The sequence below is a fragment of the Desulfovibrio piger genome (assembly GCF_012843875.1).
Lineage (GTDB): Bacteria > Desulfobacterota > Desulfovibrionia > Desulfovibrionales > Desulfovibrionaceae > Desulfovibrio.
Genome location: NZ_JABAFY010000004.1, coordinates 62,172 through 79,610, shown reverse-complemented (window position 1 = coordinate 79,610; position 17,439 = coordinate 62,172). Strand labels below are relative to the sequence as shown.

Below are 17,439 nucleotides of genomic sequence, written 5' to 3'. Positions count from 1 at the left end.
GAATGGTCGGAAACGACCCAACTTATACAAACTGTTGAAGGAGTGTCACATGCGCAAACTTCTGATGATCGCCCTGAACACCGTGGCCCTGCTGGGTATGGCTTCCATGGCTTTCGCTGCCAACCAGCTTGATTCCGCTTCCCTGGGTTACACCTGCCTGGCCGCCGCTCTCGGCATCGGCATCGCCGCTTTCGGTTGCGGTATCGGTATGGGTCTGGGCCTGAAGGGCGCCTGCGAAGGTATCGCCCGCAACCCTGACGTGAGCGGCAAAGTGACCGGTACCATGATCCTGGCCTTCGCCTTCATCGAATCCCTGGCCATTTACGCCCTGGTTATCAGCTTCATCCTGCTGTACGCCAACCCCTATGCGTAGGCCGTCCAGGCAGTAATGCTGCAACGGGGGGACTTCGGTCCCCCCTTTTTTTTGGTCCTGCGCAGGCCGTGGTTGTTCGCCCCTTCACGGAATTATTTCACAATGTAACAAAATGTCTTTTTTCCTGCGGACCGGCCTCAACCCCGGGTGCTGAAAGGACATCCCTAAACTTTTAAAAATATTTTCTAAAATCCAACTTTTTTCCTTTTCCCCATTCACACCGCCAGCAGACTGATTATATTGGCATATCATTTCGCCAGCCCGGGCATGCAAGGAATAAAGGTTGTATTTCCGGTGCTTGCGGATTCTTTTTTTTTCCAGTAAATTGAAAAGACTAAATTTCACAAAAGCATCACAAGCTTGAGCAGGTATTGATTATGCCCACGGAACCCAAAAGCAAACACATCCCCCGCGCCACGATCCAGCGCCTGGCCACCTATGTGCAGGTGCTGGAAAATTTTGCGCGCGACGGCGTTGAAGTCATCTCCTCCAACCCCCTGGCCGAAGCCTGCGGGGTCAACGGCTCCCAGGTCCGCAAGGACCTGGCTTACTTCGGCGAATTCGGCATCCGCGGCGTGGGCTATCACATAACCTCCCTTATTGCGGCCATCACCTCCTCCCTGGGGGTCGACCGTGAATGGCGCATGGCGCTCGTGGGCGTCGGCAACCTGGGCAAAGCCATCCTGAACCACGGTGAATTCCGCGCCCGCGGCTTCAACATCGTGGGCATCTTCGACTGCGACCCCTTCAAGATCGGCGAGATCGTCCACGGCCTGGAAGTGCACTGCACCAAGGATCTCAAGGCCATGGTGGCCGAGCAGAACATCGAGATCGGCATCATCACCACGCCGCCCGAACGCGCCCAGCGTGCGGCCCAGCACCTGATGGATGCGGGCATCACCTCCATCCTCAATTTCGCCCCGGCGCGCATCAAGACCCCGGACCATGTGCATGTGGAGTATGTGGACTTTTTCCACCATCTCTACGCCCTGGCCTTCGATCACACGAGCCAGCACCGCTAGGCCAGGCCGCCATGATTTTTCAGGGGGGACGCCCACAGGCGTCTCCCCTTTCTTGTCTTTGACCGCCCGCAGCAGGCCATACGCCAAGGTTCTCTGCATGGCGCCGTGCCCGAGAGCTGCGGACGGCACGATGGCTCCCCTACGGCCCTGCGCAGACAAATCCTCTCCCCTAGCTCCATTTATGTGACTGCAGGTCTGTTCGCCCTGCCCGCCAGCATTTCCCGGCCGTGCCGCCACATCGCATCCCGACCATGCCTTCCGCTTCGCCGCAGCCGCTCTGCCCACGGTAGACGCGTGCTCCGGCAGGTGCTATTTTTTTCTCCTCCCCGCCGGGCGATCCCGGCGATCCCTTCTCACCTGCGGAGCCCATATGGATTTCAAGCAACTGGCACTGGCGGCCCGTACCTGCCGCCGTTTCGAAGAAGAGCGTCCGCTGCAGATGGCGGATCTGGAATGGCTGGTGGACTGCGCCCGCCTGACCCCCTGCGCCCGTAACGCCCAGCAACTGCGTTACAGCCTCGTGGGCCCCGGCGAGACCTGCCGGCGTCTGTTCGGCATGACCAAATGGGCGGCGGCCCTCAAGGACTGGGGGGGGCCCTTCCCCGGTGAGCGCCCCACGGGCTTCATCGTCATGAGCATGCCCAAGAACGCGGGCGACCTGGTCTGGCTGGATACCGGCATCGCGGCCCAGACCATCCAGCTGGCGGCCTCCAGCCGTGACTGGGGCTGCTGCATGATCGCCTCGTTCGACCATAGCGGCGTGAGCGAACTGGTCCAGCTTCCCGACGACCTGCGCCCCACGCTGGTCCTGGGCCTTGGCGTGGCCAAGGAAGTGCGCCGTGTGGCCGACGTGCCCGAAAGCGGCGCCCTGGGCTACTGGCGTGACGCCGAGCAGGTGCACTATGTGCCCAAGCTGGCCCTGGACAAGCTCATCCTGAACCGTTTTTAGGAACGCACAGGACACACTGGGGGGAGCCCCATATCTCTGCTGCCGGGCCCCGCAAGACGCCTGCATCAACCATGGGCAGGCTCTTCGGGCTGCCTCCGGTCACCGCTCCCTTCCCGCATCCTCCGTTCCCCCACAGCAAAAAAGGCAGCGTTCCCGGAGCCAATATTCCGGGAACGCTGCCTTTTCTCTCATCAAAACCAGACAGGGCGAATTCCTGTCCGTTGATCGTACCCGCCATAGCCCTGTCAGCAGGCCCGCCATATCCTGCGACGCCTCCTGATAAAAGTTTTTGGAAGGGAAAGGGGGGAGCATGAGGGGGGAGAGGGAGAACCTTTTTCCAAAAAGGTGTCCCTCTCCCCCCTCATAAAAACCTTTTCTATCCCCCAGTCCGTTCCTGGCGGTAGCAACGGGCCAGCTCCACGAAACGGGGGGCCCATCCGGGCACTGCCGGCGCAAAGATATGACAATAGGCGGCCCAGACCCGGCCGCTCACCAGACCATCCCGGCCGTGGCCCTCAGCATCGCGGCCCATGCCCGTGCCCTTGCGCAGGCGCAGGGCATGATCCAGACGGCCGCTGACGGCGGCAGGCTCGTGGCAGAGGGAGTAGTGGAACTCATGTCCGCGCAGGACAGAGCCCTGGGGGAAATAGGGATTGGGCAGCACCACGTCGGCCCGCACATAGCCCAAGCCCTGCGGCTTGGGACAGAAGCGGGTCTCCACGGGAAAGATGCCGCTCATAGGCCAGCGCTGCCCGTCACGCTCCAGAGCCGAAGCCAGGACCATGAAGCCGCCGCATTCAGCGTAGATGGGCAAGCCCTTGGCGGCCAGTGTACCCAGCCGGGCCAGATGCGGCGAAGCGGACAGCTCCCGGGCCCAGTCTTCGGGGAAACCGCCGCCCAGATACAGGCCGTCCAGCTCCGGCCACGCCGCGTCATCCAGCAAGGAAAGGCGTACCAGCTCCGCGCCGGCCCGGCGCAGGGCTTCGAGGTTCTCCTCATAATAGAACCACAGGGCCCGGTCGCGCACATAGCCGATGCGCGGGGCATCCGCCCGGGGGGACGTCCCAGCCCCGGCAGCGGGGGCCGGAGCCTCGGAGCAGACCACAGGCTGCCCTTCGCCGGAAGGGACCACAGCGCCCTCCCCGGCCCAGGCGGTCTCGTCCCAGAAATCCGGCTCTTCGGGCAGAGCGGGCAGGTCGTCGGCGATGGATAACACGCGGTCCATATCCACATGGTCGCGCACCACATCGGCCAGTTTTTCCAATATCTCCTGGGCCTGCGGGCTCAGATCGTCACCGCACAGCGAGGCGAGCCCCATGTGCCGTTCCGGCAGGGGATTCTCCCGCAGGCGGGGAATGGCCCCCAGCACGGGCACGTCCGTGTAGGTGGTGATGGCCTCACGCAAAATGCCTTCATGCCGGGCCGAGGCCACCTGATTGAGCACCACGCCCGCCAGACGCAGGCCGGGCTCGAAATTCCGTACCCCGGCCACCAGAGCAGCGGCCGTACGGGTCATCTTGGTACAATCCAGACTGAGCAGCACCGGGCAGTCCAGCGTGCGGGCCAGTTCGGCCGTGGCGCAGGAGCCGCGCACGTCCATGCCGTCGAAAAGGCCGCGGTTGCCTTCCAGCAGGGCCAGCCGGGCCCCGCTGCGCCCCATCACATGACGGAACAGGGCCCGCAGACGCGCGGGGGACAGGAAATAGGGGTCCAGATTGCTGGCCTGCCGTCCGGCCGCCAGCGAGAGCCAGGCCGCGTCGATATAGTCCGGGCCTTTCTTGAAGGGCTGGACGGCCAGCCCCTGCCGGGAAAAGGCCCGCGCCAGGCCCAGCGAGAGCAGGGTCTTGCCGCCGCCCCCGGACAGGGCGGAGATGCAGATACGGGCGGACGAGGCCCCGGTGCGGGGCGTGCGGGGATGGGAAGACACGGCGGGCATCCTTGGCTGACGGGAAGGCGGCAGGGCCGCGGATATGAAAAAAGGGCACGACACCGGCCGGTGTCGTGCCCTGCGGGAGACTAGTGCTTGAAGGAACGCTGACCGGTGAAGACCATGGCCACCTGCGGGCTGGCTTCGTTGCAGGCCGCGATGACTTCGGTGTCACGCATGGAGCCGCCGGGCTGGCCGATGGCGGTGACGCCCTGGGCCATGGCGGCGTCCACGCCGTCACGGAAGGGGAAGAAGCCGTCGGAGATCAGCACCGTGCCGGGCAGACCGCCGCGGGCTTCCTGGGTACGGGCCTGGATGTCGTCCAGAGTGGCTTTGAGGGCGGCGTCGGTGGCGGCCTTCTGCTTGAGCTCGTAGAAGGAGAGGTTGTGCTCGCGGAAGGCCAGGGTATCGGCGTACTTGGTGTAGGCCTTGTGGATGGCCAGTTCCACGCAGCCCACGCGGTCCTGTTCACCGGTGCCGATGGCCACGGTGGCGCCGTTGCGGGCAAAGATGACCGAGTTGGAGGTCACGCCGGCTTCCACGGCCCAGGCAAAGCGCAGGTCGGCCATTTCCTGGGCGTTGGGCTTGCGGGCGGTGACGGTGACGCCGTTCTTGTCCGTGGCTTCGGCGGGCAGGAAGTCGGCATCGGTGAGGATGCGGTTCACGAAAGATTTCTGCACCACGATGCCGCCGTCGGCCAGGCTCTTGATGTCCAGGAAGGCGGACTGCGTCAGTTCGTCCAGGCGGCCCAGGCCGGGCAGTTCCATGATGCGCAGGTTCTTGCGGCCCTTGAGGATCTCCACGGCGCCTTCTTCATAGGCAGGAGCGGCCACCACCTCGAAGTAGCTGGCGGCCACCATCTCGGCGGCCTCGCGGGTGAAGGGACGGTTGACCACCACCGCGCCGCCGAAAGCGGCGATACGGTCGCACCAGAAGGCCTTGTCCAGGGCAGCGGCCACGCCGCCGTCGTCCCAGGCAGCGCCGCAGGGGTTGTTGTGCTTGAGGATGATGGCCGCGGGGCGCTCGCTGAGGTACTGCAGGATGTTGGCGCCGTTGTCCACGTCGGTGAGGTTGGTCTTGCCGGGATGCTTGCCGGCCTGGATCATCTGGGCTTCGGTCATGGCCGACACGATGCCCTGACCGGGGCCACGCCAGCGCAGGCCGCCGCAGGTGATACCACCTTCACGCAGTTCATACAGGGCAGCGGGCTGGTCGGGGTTTTCGCCGTAGCGCAGACCTTTTTCCTCGTTGTCCAAGGTCCAGACGCGCTTGTGGTACACAAGCTTTTCGTCACCCAGCAAAATGGTCATGGTCTCGGGAAAAGCGTCCTTGTGGACTTTCTTGTACATGGCCTTCAGGTCGGTCGTCATGATGCCTCCAGGTATGCCTAGCAAAAAAGGTGAAAGCGCTTCGCGGCGCGGCAATGGTGTAGCACAAAACGCCCCTCTCCACCAGTGCGTCCCCCGGGGGGGGAGGAAGGCCCGCCGGCAGGGGCCTCCCCGGCTCGGAGGGGCGCCGGATTTGACGCAGGCCCGCAAATGGGCCATAACGACGGCGCGATATACGCGCTTCTGCCGGAGGAAACCATGGAAAAACTGCTCACCCGCCTTGCCCGCCAGCTGGACGCCCTCGACGAGGCGTCGCTCATGTCGCTGTGGAGCAAGTACGCCACCATCGCCAGCCGTTTCGAACCGACCCAGCGCTGGGAAGAGGCCGTCCTGGTCTTTTCCATGATCCAGGCCAAACGCTACAAGAACCAGCTGTTCAACTATTATTGGGCACAGCAGGCCCAGCCGCATGAAGACGGCCCCGCCCCCGCGGCCCAGCCCCTGGCCCCCGACTTCGACCTGATGCAGGGCCAGGCGGAAGCTCCCGCGCCGCACCACTGCCGCGTCCTTTCGTTCCGCCCCGCGCCGGGAGATACGGCCCCCTCCCGCAAGGACGACTGAGCCGGGCCCTTCCCGCGCTGCATCCCGCTCACAAAAAACTAACGCTTCGCCTTGTACAGCATGGGCCGGGCCGTCTTCCGCACCTCCCGGCCTGCCCCGTCCGGCGACAACCGCCAGACAGCCCTTGCCTTTTTTTGCGTGTCGTGAGAAACCTCCGCACCCCGGATACGGCATCCGGGATCGCGAACCCCGGGGGATAAGGTTTTCCTGCGCAAGCGCAGTCCCCCTCACCAGCATCGGGGATGTCCGTCACATCCCTGCACAACGCACAGGAGTGGTTCCCATGCGTGCCAACATTCTTTGTGCCGGCTTCGGGACGCGTCTGCGCCCCTTCACCTATCTGAAGCCCAAGCCCCTGCTCAACATCGGCGGATATCCGCTGGTGGAACGTACCATCCGCCAGCTCCATGCCGACGGCGTCACCGACATCGCCCTGGTGGTCGGTTACAAGCACGAATGCTTCAACTATCTTGTGGACAAATACGGCGTCCAGCTCATCATCTCGGCGCAGTATGCCACGGCCAACAACTATTCCTCCCTCCAGCTGGTGGCCCACCGCCTGGGCGACAGCCTGGTCATCGACGGTGACACCTACATCCGCCGTCCGGTGGTGCCCCTGGTGCGTCCCGGGGTCTCGCAGTTCATCTGCCAGCAGACCCAGCAGGGCCATGAATGGGAACTGATCACCGATGCCGACGACCGCGTGGTCTCCGTGCGCAAGGATTCGCCCTCGGGCTACTGCATGTCCGGCGTCTCCTACTGGACCGAGGAGGCAGCGGCCCTCATCCGCGAGGAACTGGACAGGAGCGGCCCGGACGACTACTGGGAAGACTCCGTCATCCGCATCCTGGACCGCGTGCCCGTCTACGCCACGCGGGTGAAGATGCTGCTCTGCGAGATCGACAGCCTGAGCGACGCCCTTTCCCTGGGCCTGCTGACGCCCGACGAACTGGCCGACCAGTGCTCCGAGACCCAGATGGCCGAAAAGCTCAAGGGCCTGACCAACGACACCTATCACATCCAGCTGGACGGCAAGGGCCTTGTGCTGCGCATCCCCGGCCAGGGCACCGACCAGATCATCGACCGCAGCGTGGAAGCGGCCATGCTGGAGATGGTGAAGGATCTGGACATCACGCCCGAGTGCCACTTCTACGCGGGCGGCATCAAGACCACGGACTTTCTGGAAGGCTACCGCATCCTGAACCACGACACCCTGGACCGGTTCGAGGTGCGCGGGGTGGTGGACATCATGCGCCGCCTGCATGACATCCGCATGCCCGAAGGCTTCCGCGAAAAGTACGGCCCCAGCGCCGTGCTCTCCGTGCTTTCCGAGGTCAAGCTCTACGAACGCCAGAGCGGCGTCAACCTGCTGGCCGACCATGAGCGCAGCCTGTTCTACGATTTCGCCCGCGAGATGGACAGCGACGAGAAGCGCTTCTGCCATCGCGATTTCGTGCTGGAGAACATCCTGCGCAAGGGCGACGACATCAAGCTCATCGACTTCGAGTACGCCTGCTTCTGCTCGCCCTACTGGGACTACGCCAGCTTCGTCACCGAGACCCGTCTTTCCGGCCCCCTGCTGGACGCCTTTATCGAAGCCAGCGGCGCGGACCGCACCCGCCTGCTCAAGGCCATGATCATCGTGGATTACATCTGGGGCCTGTGGGGCTTCTACCGCGAGTGCATCGACTACGGTCGTGGCCGCATCGCGGAAATGGACCGCAACCTGAAACTGCTGCAACGCGGAGAACAACTGGCATGAAGCGCGGTTTTCTGATTTCCGTGGGCGCCTATCTGGGGCTCTGGCTGGTGCTGGAAGCCCTGTTCCCCGCGCCCTCCTACGCCTACCTCGACCCCGGCACGGGCAACGTGCTGGTCTACCTGGCCATCAGCCTGGTGGGTACGGTGCTCTATTTCGTCAAGAACATCGTCTACGCCATCATGGGCAGGGCCAAGGGTGAGCGCCGTCCCGAAAAGCAGCTGCACCACGAGCGCATCCTCATGTTCTCCGAAGGCCGCAGCTACTATTACACCTTCAAGCCCGTCATCGACGCCTTCCTGCGCCGCGGCGTGCCCTTCTCCTACATCACCATGGATGTGGAAGACCCGGCCCTGACCATCGAGAACGACCTCATGAACTCGCGCTACATCGGCACGGGTTCCGCGGCCTTTGCCCGCGCCGCCGGTCGTCGCGCCGACATCATGCTCTCCACCACGCCCAACATCGGCACGCCCGGCTTCCCCATGCCGCGTCCGCGCCGCGTGACCAACCTGGCCCATATCTGCCACGGCGTGGGCGACATCGCCATGTACCAGAAAGGCTCCCTGGACCATTACGACGCCGTCCTGATGGTGGGCGACTTCATGCTGCCCAGCATCCGCAAGGTGGAAGAGCTGCGCGGCCTGCCGCCCAAGGAATGCGTCTCCCTGGGCCTGCCCTATCTGGACGAGCTGGCCGCCAAAGCCCGCAAGAAGGAAGGCCGGAGCACCCCGCCCGTGGTGCTGGTGGCGCCCTCGTGGGGCAACAAGGGCTGCCTCAACATCTGCGGCCCCAACTTCCTGCTGGATCTGGCCAAGGCCGGCTATGACGTGATCCTGCGCCCGCATCCCCAGTCCCTCAAGGTGGAGACCGAGATGCTGGACACCATCCACGAGATGCTGCGCGACTACCCCAACGTCAGCTTCGATACCGAGATGGACGCCACCGCCTCCATGAGCCGGGCCGACGTCATGATCTCGGACAAGTCCTGCGTGCGCTTCGACTTCGCCTTCCTTTACGAGAAGCCCGTCATCACCCTGGACATCCCCGTGCGCAACCCCGAACTCTACGAGGTGGCGGACCTGGGCGTCATCTGGGAAGACACCGTGGCCGCCCGTCTGGGCGAAGTGGTCTCGCCCGAGGACTTCAACAACATCGTGCCCGTGGTAGAACGCGCCCTCAAGACGCCTTCCTCCGCCATCGCCGCCTTCCGCGAGGAATCCGTGGCCTGCTGGGGCCGGAGCGGTGAAGCCATCGCCCAGTGGACCGTGGACACCCTGGCCCGCATGGACGCCGAACACGCGGCCGAAGCTGCCGCCACCAAAGCGAAATAGCACGGCCCTTGCCGGATATGCTTTCAAGGAAACGCCATGTCGCTTCTGTATGAAATATTCATCCTGCCCATCGAGATCATCTACCGGGCCATCTATCTCGGCAGCCTCCAGTTCACCCACAACTACGGCCTGAGCATCCTCGTCCTGTCCTGCATCAGCGCCGTGGCCTTCATCCCCCTGGGACGTCTGGCCGTGGGCACCCAAGCCCGGGAAAAGAAACTCCAGATGATCATGGCCCCGCAGCTGGCCCGCATCCGCAAGGAATCCAAGGGGGCCGAGCGCCAGCGCCGCATCAACAACCTCTACAAGCGCTACGCCTACCATCCGCTGCTGGCCGTCCGTTCGGCCTTCGGCGTGGCCCTGCAGATCCCCTTCCTGACCGGCGCGTACTACATGATCCTGGGGCTCACCCAGCTGCAGGGCCAGCCCTGCCTGATGATCCCCGACCTTTCGCAGCCCGACGGCCTGCTCTGGGGCGTCAACGCCCTGCCCATCGTCATGACCGTGGTCAACATCATCGCCACGCTGACCACCCCGGGCCTGACGCGCAAGGACACCCTGCAGGCCATCATCATCGCCTTCTTCTTCCTGGCGCTGCTGTACAACGCGGCCTCGGCCCTGCTCATCTTCTGGACCATGAACAACGTCTTCTTCCTGCTCCAGAACCTGCGCCTGCCCATCCGCCTGCCCCGTTTCCGCAAGCCCGGCTTTGCCCAGGGCGGCATGAACACCGTCATGGCCGCCACCATGCGCTCGGTCTACAGCCTGTCCTGCGCCGGTCTGGCCATCCTGATCTTCCTGTACGTGCCCTTCCAGTCCTACGCCAGCGACCCCAACTTCTTCGCCGCCGGTCCCCTGGACGTGCTGCTGGGCATGGTGCGCTACCTTTCGCTGACCTTCTTCGTGGTCTTCGTGCTCTGGCTCTGGTTCCCGGCCAAGGCCAAGACCATCCCGGCCTTCGTGGCCTTCTGGGCCCTGAGCCTCGCCTTCGTGAACCTTTTCGTGCTGCCCGGCCACTTCGGCGCCCTGGACGGCATCCGCTTCCTGCGTGAGGCCGCCCTCACCGGCCCCATGAGCACCTTCAAGGACGGCCTGCTGCCCGTGCTGGTGGCCCTGGGCCTGACGGCCCTGCTGTTCGCCTTCCCCAAGGTGCGCCTGCAGCTGCCGCGCGTGCTCTCCATCGCCGTGTTCTCCCTGGTGGCCCTCACGGCCTGGAACGCCCTGACCGCCGAAGAGCCCGAACAGGCCAAGACCAGCTTCACCCCGCCCGCCTATGTGGCTGACATGCAGTCCTATTCCAAGGACGGCGAAAACGTCATCGTCATCGTCATGGACATGTTCACCGGCGGCCATATCGAACGGATGCTGGACGACCCCTGGTTCACCAACGGCTTCCGCAAGGGCATGGACGGCTTCGTCTGGTACCCCGACACCATCTCCATGGCCGACGCCACGGTCATGAGCCTGCCCAGCATCTACGGCGGCCACGCCTACAGCCCGGCGGCCGTCAACGCCCGCCGCGACGTGACCCTGGAAGAGAACATCAACAGCGCCTTTGCCGTGATGCCCCGCAACTTCGCGGCCCACGGCTACGACGTCTGCATGCTCAACGGCCTGGAGTTCTTCAACCAGGACTTCTACGAACGTCACCTCGGCAAGGTGGAGAACGTCACCACCGTGCCCCAGGTCAAGGACGACTTCCAGCTCAAGTACCACCAGGGCACCAGCCTGCGGGACTTCAGCAGCTTCTTCGCCATGCTGGGCCTGTTCCAGGCCTCGCCCAACATCATCAAGCAGAAGATCTACGACGACGGCAACTGGCATGACGCCGGCGACGGCATCCTGGTGGCCAGCATGGACGCCTGCCGCGCGGGCGACGCCTTCTTCCGCTTCGCCTTCACCTCGGGCATCACCACCGATGCCCCGCGCAGCACGGCCAAGGTCTTCTACACCATGCTGTCCCACTACATGTGGCACTACGCCCCCGACCTCAAGGACGGCCAGCCCGAGATCGTGGCCGACCCCTATCCGGCCACCGAGGGCCAGCTCTTCTTCGTCGACGGCCTGCTGCCCGAACACTACTACGCCGAACGCCATCTGCTGCGCTACCTGATGATCTTCTTCGACCAGCTCAAGGAAGCCGGCATCTACGACAACACGCGCATCATCCTGGTCTCCGACCACGGCGAGAGCGACAGCCCCATGGTGGAGCGTACCTACAACGACGGCAAGGAATTCCCCGACGGCACCGTCTTCCAGACCGCGCCCTACGCTCCCGGCCGTCCCCACGCCCTCCTGATGGTCAAGGAACCCCATCAGCGCGGCGAGCTGCGCATCAGCGATGCCTTCATGTCCAGCGCCGACGTGCCCACCCTGGCCCTGCAGGGCGTCGGCACCTCCGACGAGTTCGAGATGCGTGACCCGGCCGCCCTGCCCAAGCCGCGCATCCTCACCCATGCCCGCGGCGGCGCGCGCTGGAGCGAACACAAGGAGAACGCCTACATCTTCGAACAGTACCGCATGGAAGGCACCCTGTTCGATGCCTCCAAGTGCACGCGTGAAGGCGCCTACCAATAACGGTCCCGCTGCTCCGGCAGCGTCATGAAAGGGGGGAAGGAGCATCCCGGCAGGGATGTCCCTTCCCCCCTTTTTTCGCGGCCCCGCCCCTGCCGGGACACGGATCTCATAAAATTTTACCCATTTTTCTCCCCCGGTGGCCCCGGCATTTGACTTGTCCGCTGTTAGCGGCTAGAAAAAACTAAGGCATTGCGGCCAACGTTGTTCCCCTTAGTCGTCAGGCTACGGGGTTTTCGCGTGTGGACGACAAAACTTCAGCCTTGGCCCGCGCCATGCGGGCAGTGCAGGTGGATATATGGCAAATACGGTCATTATCGGCGCCCAGTGGGGCGACGAGGGCAAGGGAAAGATTGTGGACATGCTCAGCGCGCAGAGCGGGCTGATCGTGCGTTTCCAGGGCGGCAACAACGCCGGCCACACCATCAAGGTCCAGGGCAAGGAGACCATCCTGCACCTGATCCCCTCGGGCATCCTGCACGAGGGCAAAAACTGCCTGATCGGCAACGGTGTGGTGCTGGACCCCTTCGTCTTCCTCAAGGAAGTGGACGAACTGGCGGCCAAGGGCATCGACGTGTCCCCCAGCCGTCTGGGCATCAGCAAAAAGACCCACCTGATCATGCCCTACCACAAGAGCCTGGACAATGCCCGCGAAGCCAAGCGTGCCGGCAAGAAGATCGGCACCACCGGCCGCGGCATCGGCCCCTGCTATGAGGACAAGGCTTCCCGCGTGGGCCTGCGTGCCGGTGACCTCACCAACCCGCAGCTGGTGCGCGAAAAAGTGCATCACGCCCTGCTGGAAAAGAACGTCCTGCTGCGCGAGCTCTACAAGTACGACACCCTGGACGAGAACCAGGTCTGCGAAGAGCTGCTGGCCATCGCCCCGCGCATCACGCCCTATCTGAAGGACGCCTCCTCCGAGATCCAGAAGGCCCAGGCCGCCGGTCAGGACATCCTGTTCGAAGGCGCCCAGGGCATCCACCTGGACATCGACCACGGCACCTATCCCTTCGTGACCTCCTCCAGCACCGTGGCCAGCTCCGCCGCCGCCGGCAGCGGTGTGGGCCCCTCCGCCCTGGAGCGCGTGGTGGGCATCGTCAAGGCCTACACCACCCGCGTGGGCTCCGGCCCCTTCCCCACCGAGCTGGAAGACGACACCGGCCGCTACATCCAGACCAACGGTCATGAGTTCGGCGCCACCACCGGCCGTCCGCGCCGCTGCGGCTGGCTGGACGTGGTCATCCTGCGCGAGACCGTGCGCCTGTGCGGCCTTACCGACATCGCCCTGACCAAGCTGGACGTGCTCCAGAACCTGCCCGCCCTGCAGATCTGCGTGGCTTACGAACTGGACGGCCAGCGTCTGGAATACCCCCCGCAGGAAGAAGGCGCCCTGGGCCGCGTGAAGCCCATCTATGAAGAAATGCCCGGCTTCGAGGACGACATCAGCCAGTGCACCAGCGTCGAGCAGCTGCCCGACAACGTGCGCGCCTACATCGCCCGCATCGAAGAGCTCACCGGCGTGCGCGTCTCCTTCATCTCCGTGGGTGCCGACCGCGCCCAGACCATCGTCCGTTAAGCGTTCGCGCTTGAGATAGATCCTGCGAGGGGGGGAGAGGGAAACCTTTTTGAAAAAAGGTTCTCCCTCTCCCCCCTCGCGCTCCCCCCTCTCTTTTCCAAAAACTTTTATCAGGGGGAGCTTGGACCATGACGGCCGGCGGCGTATGCCACCCTGTCCGGCCGGTCCTTTTCCTTCCAACCATCTTTGGTGGAGCCTGAGGCGCATCAGGGCAGCCCTGCCATGTGCGTGACCATCACGCTCCCGCACCGCGAGGGACGCCATGCCGCTTTTCCAGGACATCAGCACGCCGGACTTCGACCGCATCCGCGAGGTGCTCCACCGCCTGGCCGCCAACCCGCCGCAGGTCCTGCTGCTGGAAGGCGGCACCGAGCCCCAGCGCCTGGCCGCGGCCCGTTACTGGGCCGCCTGCGTCAACTGCCAGCAGCCGGGCGGCGAGGGCGGGCCCTGCCTCATCTGCCCCACCTGCATGCAGATCGATGCCGGTGAACATCTGGACGTGCTGGCCTACGACGGCCGCATCAGCAACGCCGACGACGAGGCCCATCCCGGCCCCATCCGCGCCCTGAACATGGATAACATCCGCGAGCTCAAGCAAAAGCTGCGCGACGCTCCCCACGGTCAGGGCCGCCGCGTGGTGCTGCTCATGGGCGTGGAACAGAACCGCAGCAATGCGGCCAATGCCCTGCTCAAGGCGCTGGAAGAACCCTCGCCCTCCTCCTGCTTCGTCCTGCTGGCCGCCCAGCGCGAACAGCTCCTGCCCACGCTGGTCTCGCGCTCCCTCTGCCTGACCCTGCCCTGGCCCGACAGCCTCTCCCGAGATCCGGCCCTCCAGCCCTGGGAAGAGGCCCTGGCCCTGTTCATCACCAGCGGTCGCGGCCTGTTCGAGCGCACCGGCGCCCGCAACGCCCTGGATGCCCGCCTGGCCGGGCAGATCCTGCTGGCCTGCCAGAAATCCATGAGCCGGGTCATGTCCGGCAATGACGACGCCCTCTGCCCCCTGGACACGGCCCTGGCCCTGCTGCCCCGCGAGAAGCGCGTCCAGTGCTGCTTCTGGTTCAACGAGGCGCAGGAGGCCCTGGGCTTCAACGTCACGCCCGCCCGCGTGCTGGAGGCCCTGGCCGCCCGCCTGCACGTCACCCGCATGGGGAACTGACCTTTTTCCCCTCCGCTTCCTGCGTCTGTCCCGGTCTGCCCCATGACGGCACGGCTGCTTGCAGCTCCCCCGACCGCCCGTCATGACGGATATCCGCGTCCTGTGCGGAGCACGGGACGCCATGAGCGCGTTTTGGGGAGGAAGGGGGAGCACGAGGGGGAAGGAGGCCCTTTTGTCGCGCCAGCCCAAAGGGCCTCCTTCCCCCTCGTCAACACATCTTCCCGCGTGCATGTCCTGCCATGCAAAAAGCCGCCGTCCCCAAGGGGACAGCGGCTTTTTCAACAGCGCAGAGCGATCTTTTCCCAGAAAAAACTACTTCCAGAGGTTGCTGTACTTGACCGAGAGACCGTCGGTGCGCTCCACCAGCCGGTTGACCAGGGCGTCGATCTCCTCATAGGTCAGGGTGCCCACTTCGCGGGCCAGCAGATAGCCCAGGTAGCCTTCGCCCTGGGTGAAGGTCCAGCAGATGGAGTACACGGAGCCCACGCCCGGACGGCCGGGGAATTCGGACTGCGTGCTCACCAGCAGGCGCATCTTGGGCATGTCCTTGTCCGTGAGGCTGAAGAGGTTGCTGCCGTTGAAGGCTTCCTTGAGGCGCATGCCCAGGCGGGCACCGATGCTGTCCGTCCCTTCCAGCTCCACCCAGACGGGCGTGCTGCGGGCATCGACTTTGGCGGGCTTGTCGGCCTTGGGCGCTCCGGCCTGGGGGGTGGCCGCCTGGATCACGGGGGCCGTCAGGGCCAGCATCAGGACGCACAGGGCCAGCGTGGCGATCTTTTTCATGTCCGAGTCTCCTTGTTTCATGACTGCCGGGGATGGAGGGCAGTCCCATCCCTCCATCTAAGCACGTTCCCGCCCAAAAACCAAGCTCCATCCCCCGGCACCGCCCCGGCTCCCGGCCTTGAAGGGCGCCGTCTTTGCCGTTATAGTAACATGTTGGGGTGCGTTCCGCTTACAGGACCGCGTCCCCTGTCCCGAACATACGGCAAGAGCCTTATCCATACACATTCTACCTTTTTGCGACACAAGGAGTCGTCATGCAACGCACCCTTATCGTCAATGCCCTGGCCTCCGAGGCCCCGCAGCGCCAGATCACCGTCTGCGGCTGGATCCGCACCCGCCGCGATGCCAAGGACTTCAGCTTCGTGGAGATCAACGACGGTTCCTGCCTGACCAACATGCAGTGCATCGTGGATGCGGGCACCGCCGCCCACGAAGGCCTGGGCGATGCCAACACCGGCGCTTCCGTGGCCGTCACCGGCGAGCTGGTGGCCTCCCCCGGCAAGGGACAGAAGTGGGAAGTGCGTGCCGAGAGCATCCGCGTGTTCGGCCTGGCCGATCCCGAATCCTTCCCCCTGCAGAAGAAGCGCCACTCCGACGAGTTCCTGCGCGGCATCGCCCACCTGCGCATGCGCACCAACAAGTACGGCGCGGCCTTCCGCATCCGCTCCGAAGCGGCGCGCGCCGTGCATGACTACTTCCACAGCCAGCACTTTTCCTGGGTGCATACGCCCATCCTCACCGGTTCCGACTGCGAGGGCGCGGGCGAGATGTTCCGCGTGACCGCCCTGCCCGCCGGTGAAAAGGATCTTTCCAAGGACTTCTTCGGCCGTCAGGCCAACCTGACCGTGTCCGGCCAGCTGGAAGCCGAAGCCCTGGCCCTGGGCCTGGGCCGCGTCTACACCTTCGGCCCCACCTTCCGCGCCGAGAACTCCAACACCCCGCGCCACGCCGCCGAGTTCTGGATGATCGAGCCCGAGATGGCTTTTGCCGAACTGGAAGACATCATGGAGCTGGGCGAAGGCCTGACCCGCCATGTGGTGGACCATGCCCTGACCCGCTGCGAGAGCGACCTCAAACTCTTCGACAACTTCGTGGACAAGGGCCTCATCGACCGTCTGAAGGGCATGCTGGCCCAGCCCTTTGCCCGCGTGTCCTACCGGGAAGCCATCCACATCCTGGAAGACAGCGGCAAGGAGTTCACCTTCCCCGTGGCCTTCGGCGTGGACCTGCAGACCGAGCACGAGCGCTTCCTGGCCGAAGAACACTTCCGCCGTCCCGTCATCGTCTATGACTATCCCAAGGAGATCAAAGCCTTCTACATGCGCGGCAATGACGACGGCGAGACCGTGGCGGCCATGGACGTGCTGGTGCCCCGCATCGGCGAGCTCATCGGCGGTTCCCAGCGTGAAGAGCGCCTGGACAAGCTGCTGGTCCGCATCGCCGAGATGGGCCAGAAGCCCGAGGACTACTGGTGGTATCTGGATCTGCGCCGCTTCGGCAGCGTGCCCCACGCCGGTTTCGGCATGGGCTTCGAACGCCTGCTGATGATGCTCACCGGCATCACCAACATCCGCGACGTCATCCCCTTCCCCCGCACTCCCGGCAGCCTGGAATTCTAGGCAAGAGCCCTGCGGCGGCAGGCATGGTTTGAGGGGGGAATCTCTCTTCCAGATCGAAAAGAATCCCCTCCTCCCGCGCTCTTCCCGGCGCGCTTTACCCGGAGGGACGTGCCTCCCGCGCCCGAGCCCACAGCATCGCAACACCTAAAAACGGCCGGCATCCTTTGCAGGATGCCGGCCGTTTTTATCGGGACGATGTCTGCCAGCTTAACCTGTCCGCAGCCTGTTTAGGAAAGGGTCCGGCCTCCTCCACCCGCCAAACCTTTCGGGAGACCAACGCCAACGGCTGCCCGGGGCGCTCCCGACATTGTCCAGGGACCGGAGCAAAGGTTTTGGGAAGGGAGAGGGGAGCACGAGGGGAGAGGGAGCACCCTTTTCCCAAAGGGTGTCCCTCTCCCCTCGCCCGCCCAACAGATCT

At 64.5% G+C, this 17,439-nt stretch carries 13 protein-coding genes; 10 read left to right on the top strand and 3 right to left on the bottom strand.

Annotated features, from left to right (window positions below; all coding sequences use genetic code 11):
* Positions 1–49: 49 nt before the first annotated feature.
* The 3 genes from atpE to HF854_RS02020 all read left to right on the top strand — a co-directional run bounded on the left by atpE (position 50) and on the right by HF854_RS02020 (position 2,344).
* Positions 50–373 (top strand): ATP synthase F0 subunit C, encoded by a 324-nt coding sequence (atpE, locus tag HF854_RS02030; protein WP_006007371.1) that lies wholly within the window; start codon positions 50–52, stop codon positions 371–373.
* A 377-nt stretch (positions 374–750) separates the two neighbouring features.
* Positions 751–1,395, top strand: a complete 645-nt coding sequence (locus HF854_RS02025) for a redox-sensing transcriptional repressor Rex (RefSeq protein WP_072336188.1) — start codon at positions 751–753, stop codon at positions 1,393–1,395.
* A gap of 370 nt (positions 1,396–1,765) precedes the next feature.
* Positions 1,766–2,344 (top strand): nitroreductase family protein, encoded by a 579-nt coding sequence (locus tag HF854_RS02020; protein WP_168934781.1) that lies wholly within the window; start codon positions 1,766–1,768, stop codon positions 2,342–2,344.
* A gap of 376 nt (positions 2,345–2,720) precedes the next feature.
* Here the strand turns inward: HF854_RS02020 and HF854_RS02015 are convergent, their stop codons facing one another.
* Together HF854_RS02015 and HF854_RS02010 are read right to left on the bottom strand one after the other, a co-directional pair.
* Positions 2,721–4,280: a cobyrinic acid a,c-diamide synthase CobB gene (locus tag HF854_RS02015; protein ID WP_168934780.1), complete on the bottom strand. Its 1,560-nt coding sequence runs from the start codon at positions 4,278–4,280 to the stop codon at positions 2,721–2,723.
* 80 nt (positions 4,281–4,360) lie between these two features.
* Positions 4,361–5,641, bottom strand: a complete 1,281-nt coding sequence (locus tag HF854_RS02010) for an IMP cyclohydrolase (RefSeq protein ID WP_168934779.1) — start codon at positions 5,639–5,641, stop codon at positions 4,361–4,363.
* A gap of 216 nt (positions 5,642–5,857) precedes the next feature.
* Between HF854_RS02010 and HF854_RS02005 the strand changes: the two genes are divergently transcribed.
* The 6 genes from HF854_RS02005 (at position 5,858) to HF854_RS01980 (ending at position 14,619) form a co-directional block, all read left to right on the top strand.
* On the top strand, positions 5,858–6,220 hold the full coding sequence (locus HF854_RS02005) for a hypothetical protein (protein ID WP_168934778.1): 363 nt from the start codon (positions 5,858–5,860) through the stop codon (positions 6,218–6,220).
* A 283-nt stretch (positions 6,221–6,503) separates the two neighbouring features.
* Complete coding sequence (locus tag HF854_RS02000) at positions 6,504–7,982, top strand: phosphotransferase (protein ID WP_168934777.1); 1,479 nt, start codon at positions 6,504–6,506, stop codon at positions 7,980–7,982.
* The gene (locus tag HF854_RS01995) at positions 7,979–9,313 is read left to right on the top strand and encodes a CDP-glycerol glycerophosphotransferase family protein (protein ID WP_168934776.1); all 1,335 of its coding nucleotides are present in this window, start codon (positions 7,979–7,981) and stop codon (positions 9,311–9,313) included. Before HF854_RS02000 ends, HF854_RS01995 begins: the two co-directional genes overlap by 4 nt.
* Before the next feature lie 36 nt (positions 9,314–9,349).
* Positions 9,350–11,890, top strand: a complete 2,541-nt coding sequence (locus HF854_RS01990) for a YidC/Oxa1 family membrane protein insertase (RefSeq protein ID WP_168934775.1) — start codon at positions 9,350–9,352, stop codon at positions 11,888–11,890.
* Between the two features lie 295 nt (positions 11,891–12,185).
* Positions 12,186–13,463 carry an adenylosuccinate synthase gene (locus HF854_RS01985; RefSeq protein ID WP_168934774.1) on the top strand — a complete coding sequence of 426 codons (1,278 nt, stop codon included), beginning with the start codon at positions 12,186–12,188 and terminating at the stop codon, positions 13,461–13,463.
* Between the two features lie 262 nt (positions 13,464–13,725).
* On the top strand, positions 13,726–14,619 hold the full coding sequence (locus HF854_RS01980; RefSeq protein WP_168934773.1) for a DNA polymerase III subunit delta': 894 nt from the start codon (positions 13,726–13,728) through the stop codon (positions 14,617–14,619).
* A 312-nt stretch (positions 14,620–14,931) separates the two neighbouring features.
* Here the strand turns inward: HF854_RS01980 and HF854_RS01975 are convergent, their stop codons facing one another.
* Positions 14,932–15,402 carry a hypothetical protein gene (locus HF854_RS01975; RefSeq protein ID WP_239465015.1) on the bottom strand — a complete coding sequence of 157 codons (471 nt, stop codon included), beginning with the start codon at positions 15,400–15,402 and terminating at the stop codon, positions 14,932–14,934.
* A 254-nt stretch (positions 15,403–15,656) separates the two neighbouring features.
* On the opposite strand from HF854_RS01975, the gene asnS reads away from it, so the two are divergent.
* On the top strand, positions 15,657–17,021 hold the full coding sequence (asnS, locus tag HF854_RS01970; RefSeq protein WP_168934771.1) for an asparagine--tRNA ligase: 1,365 nt from the start codon (positions 15,657–15,659) through the stop codon (positions 17,019–17,021).
* Positions 17,022–17,439 lie beyond the last annotated feature (418 nt).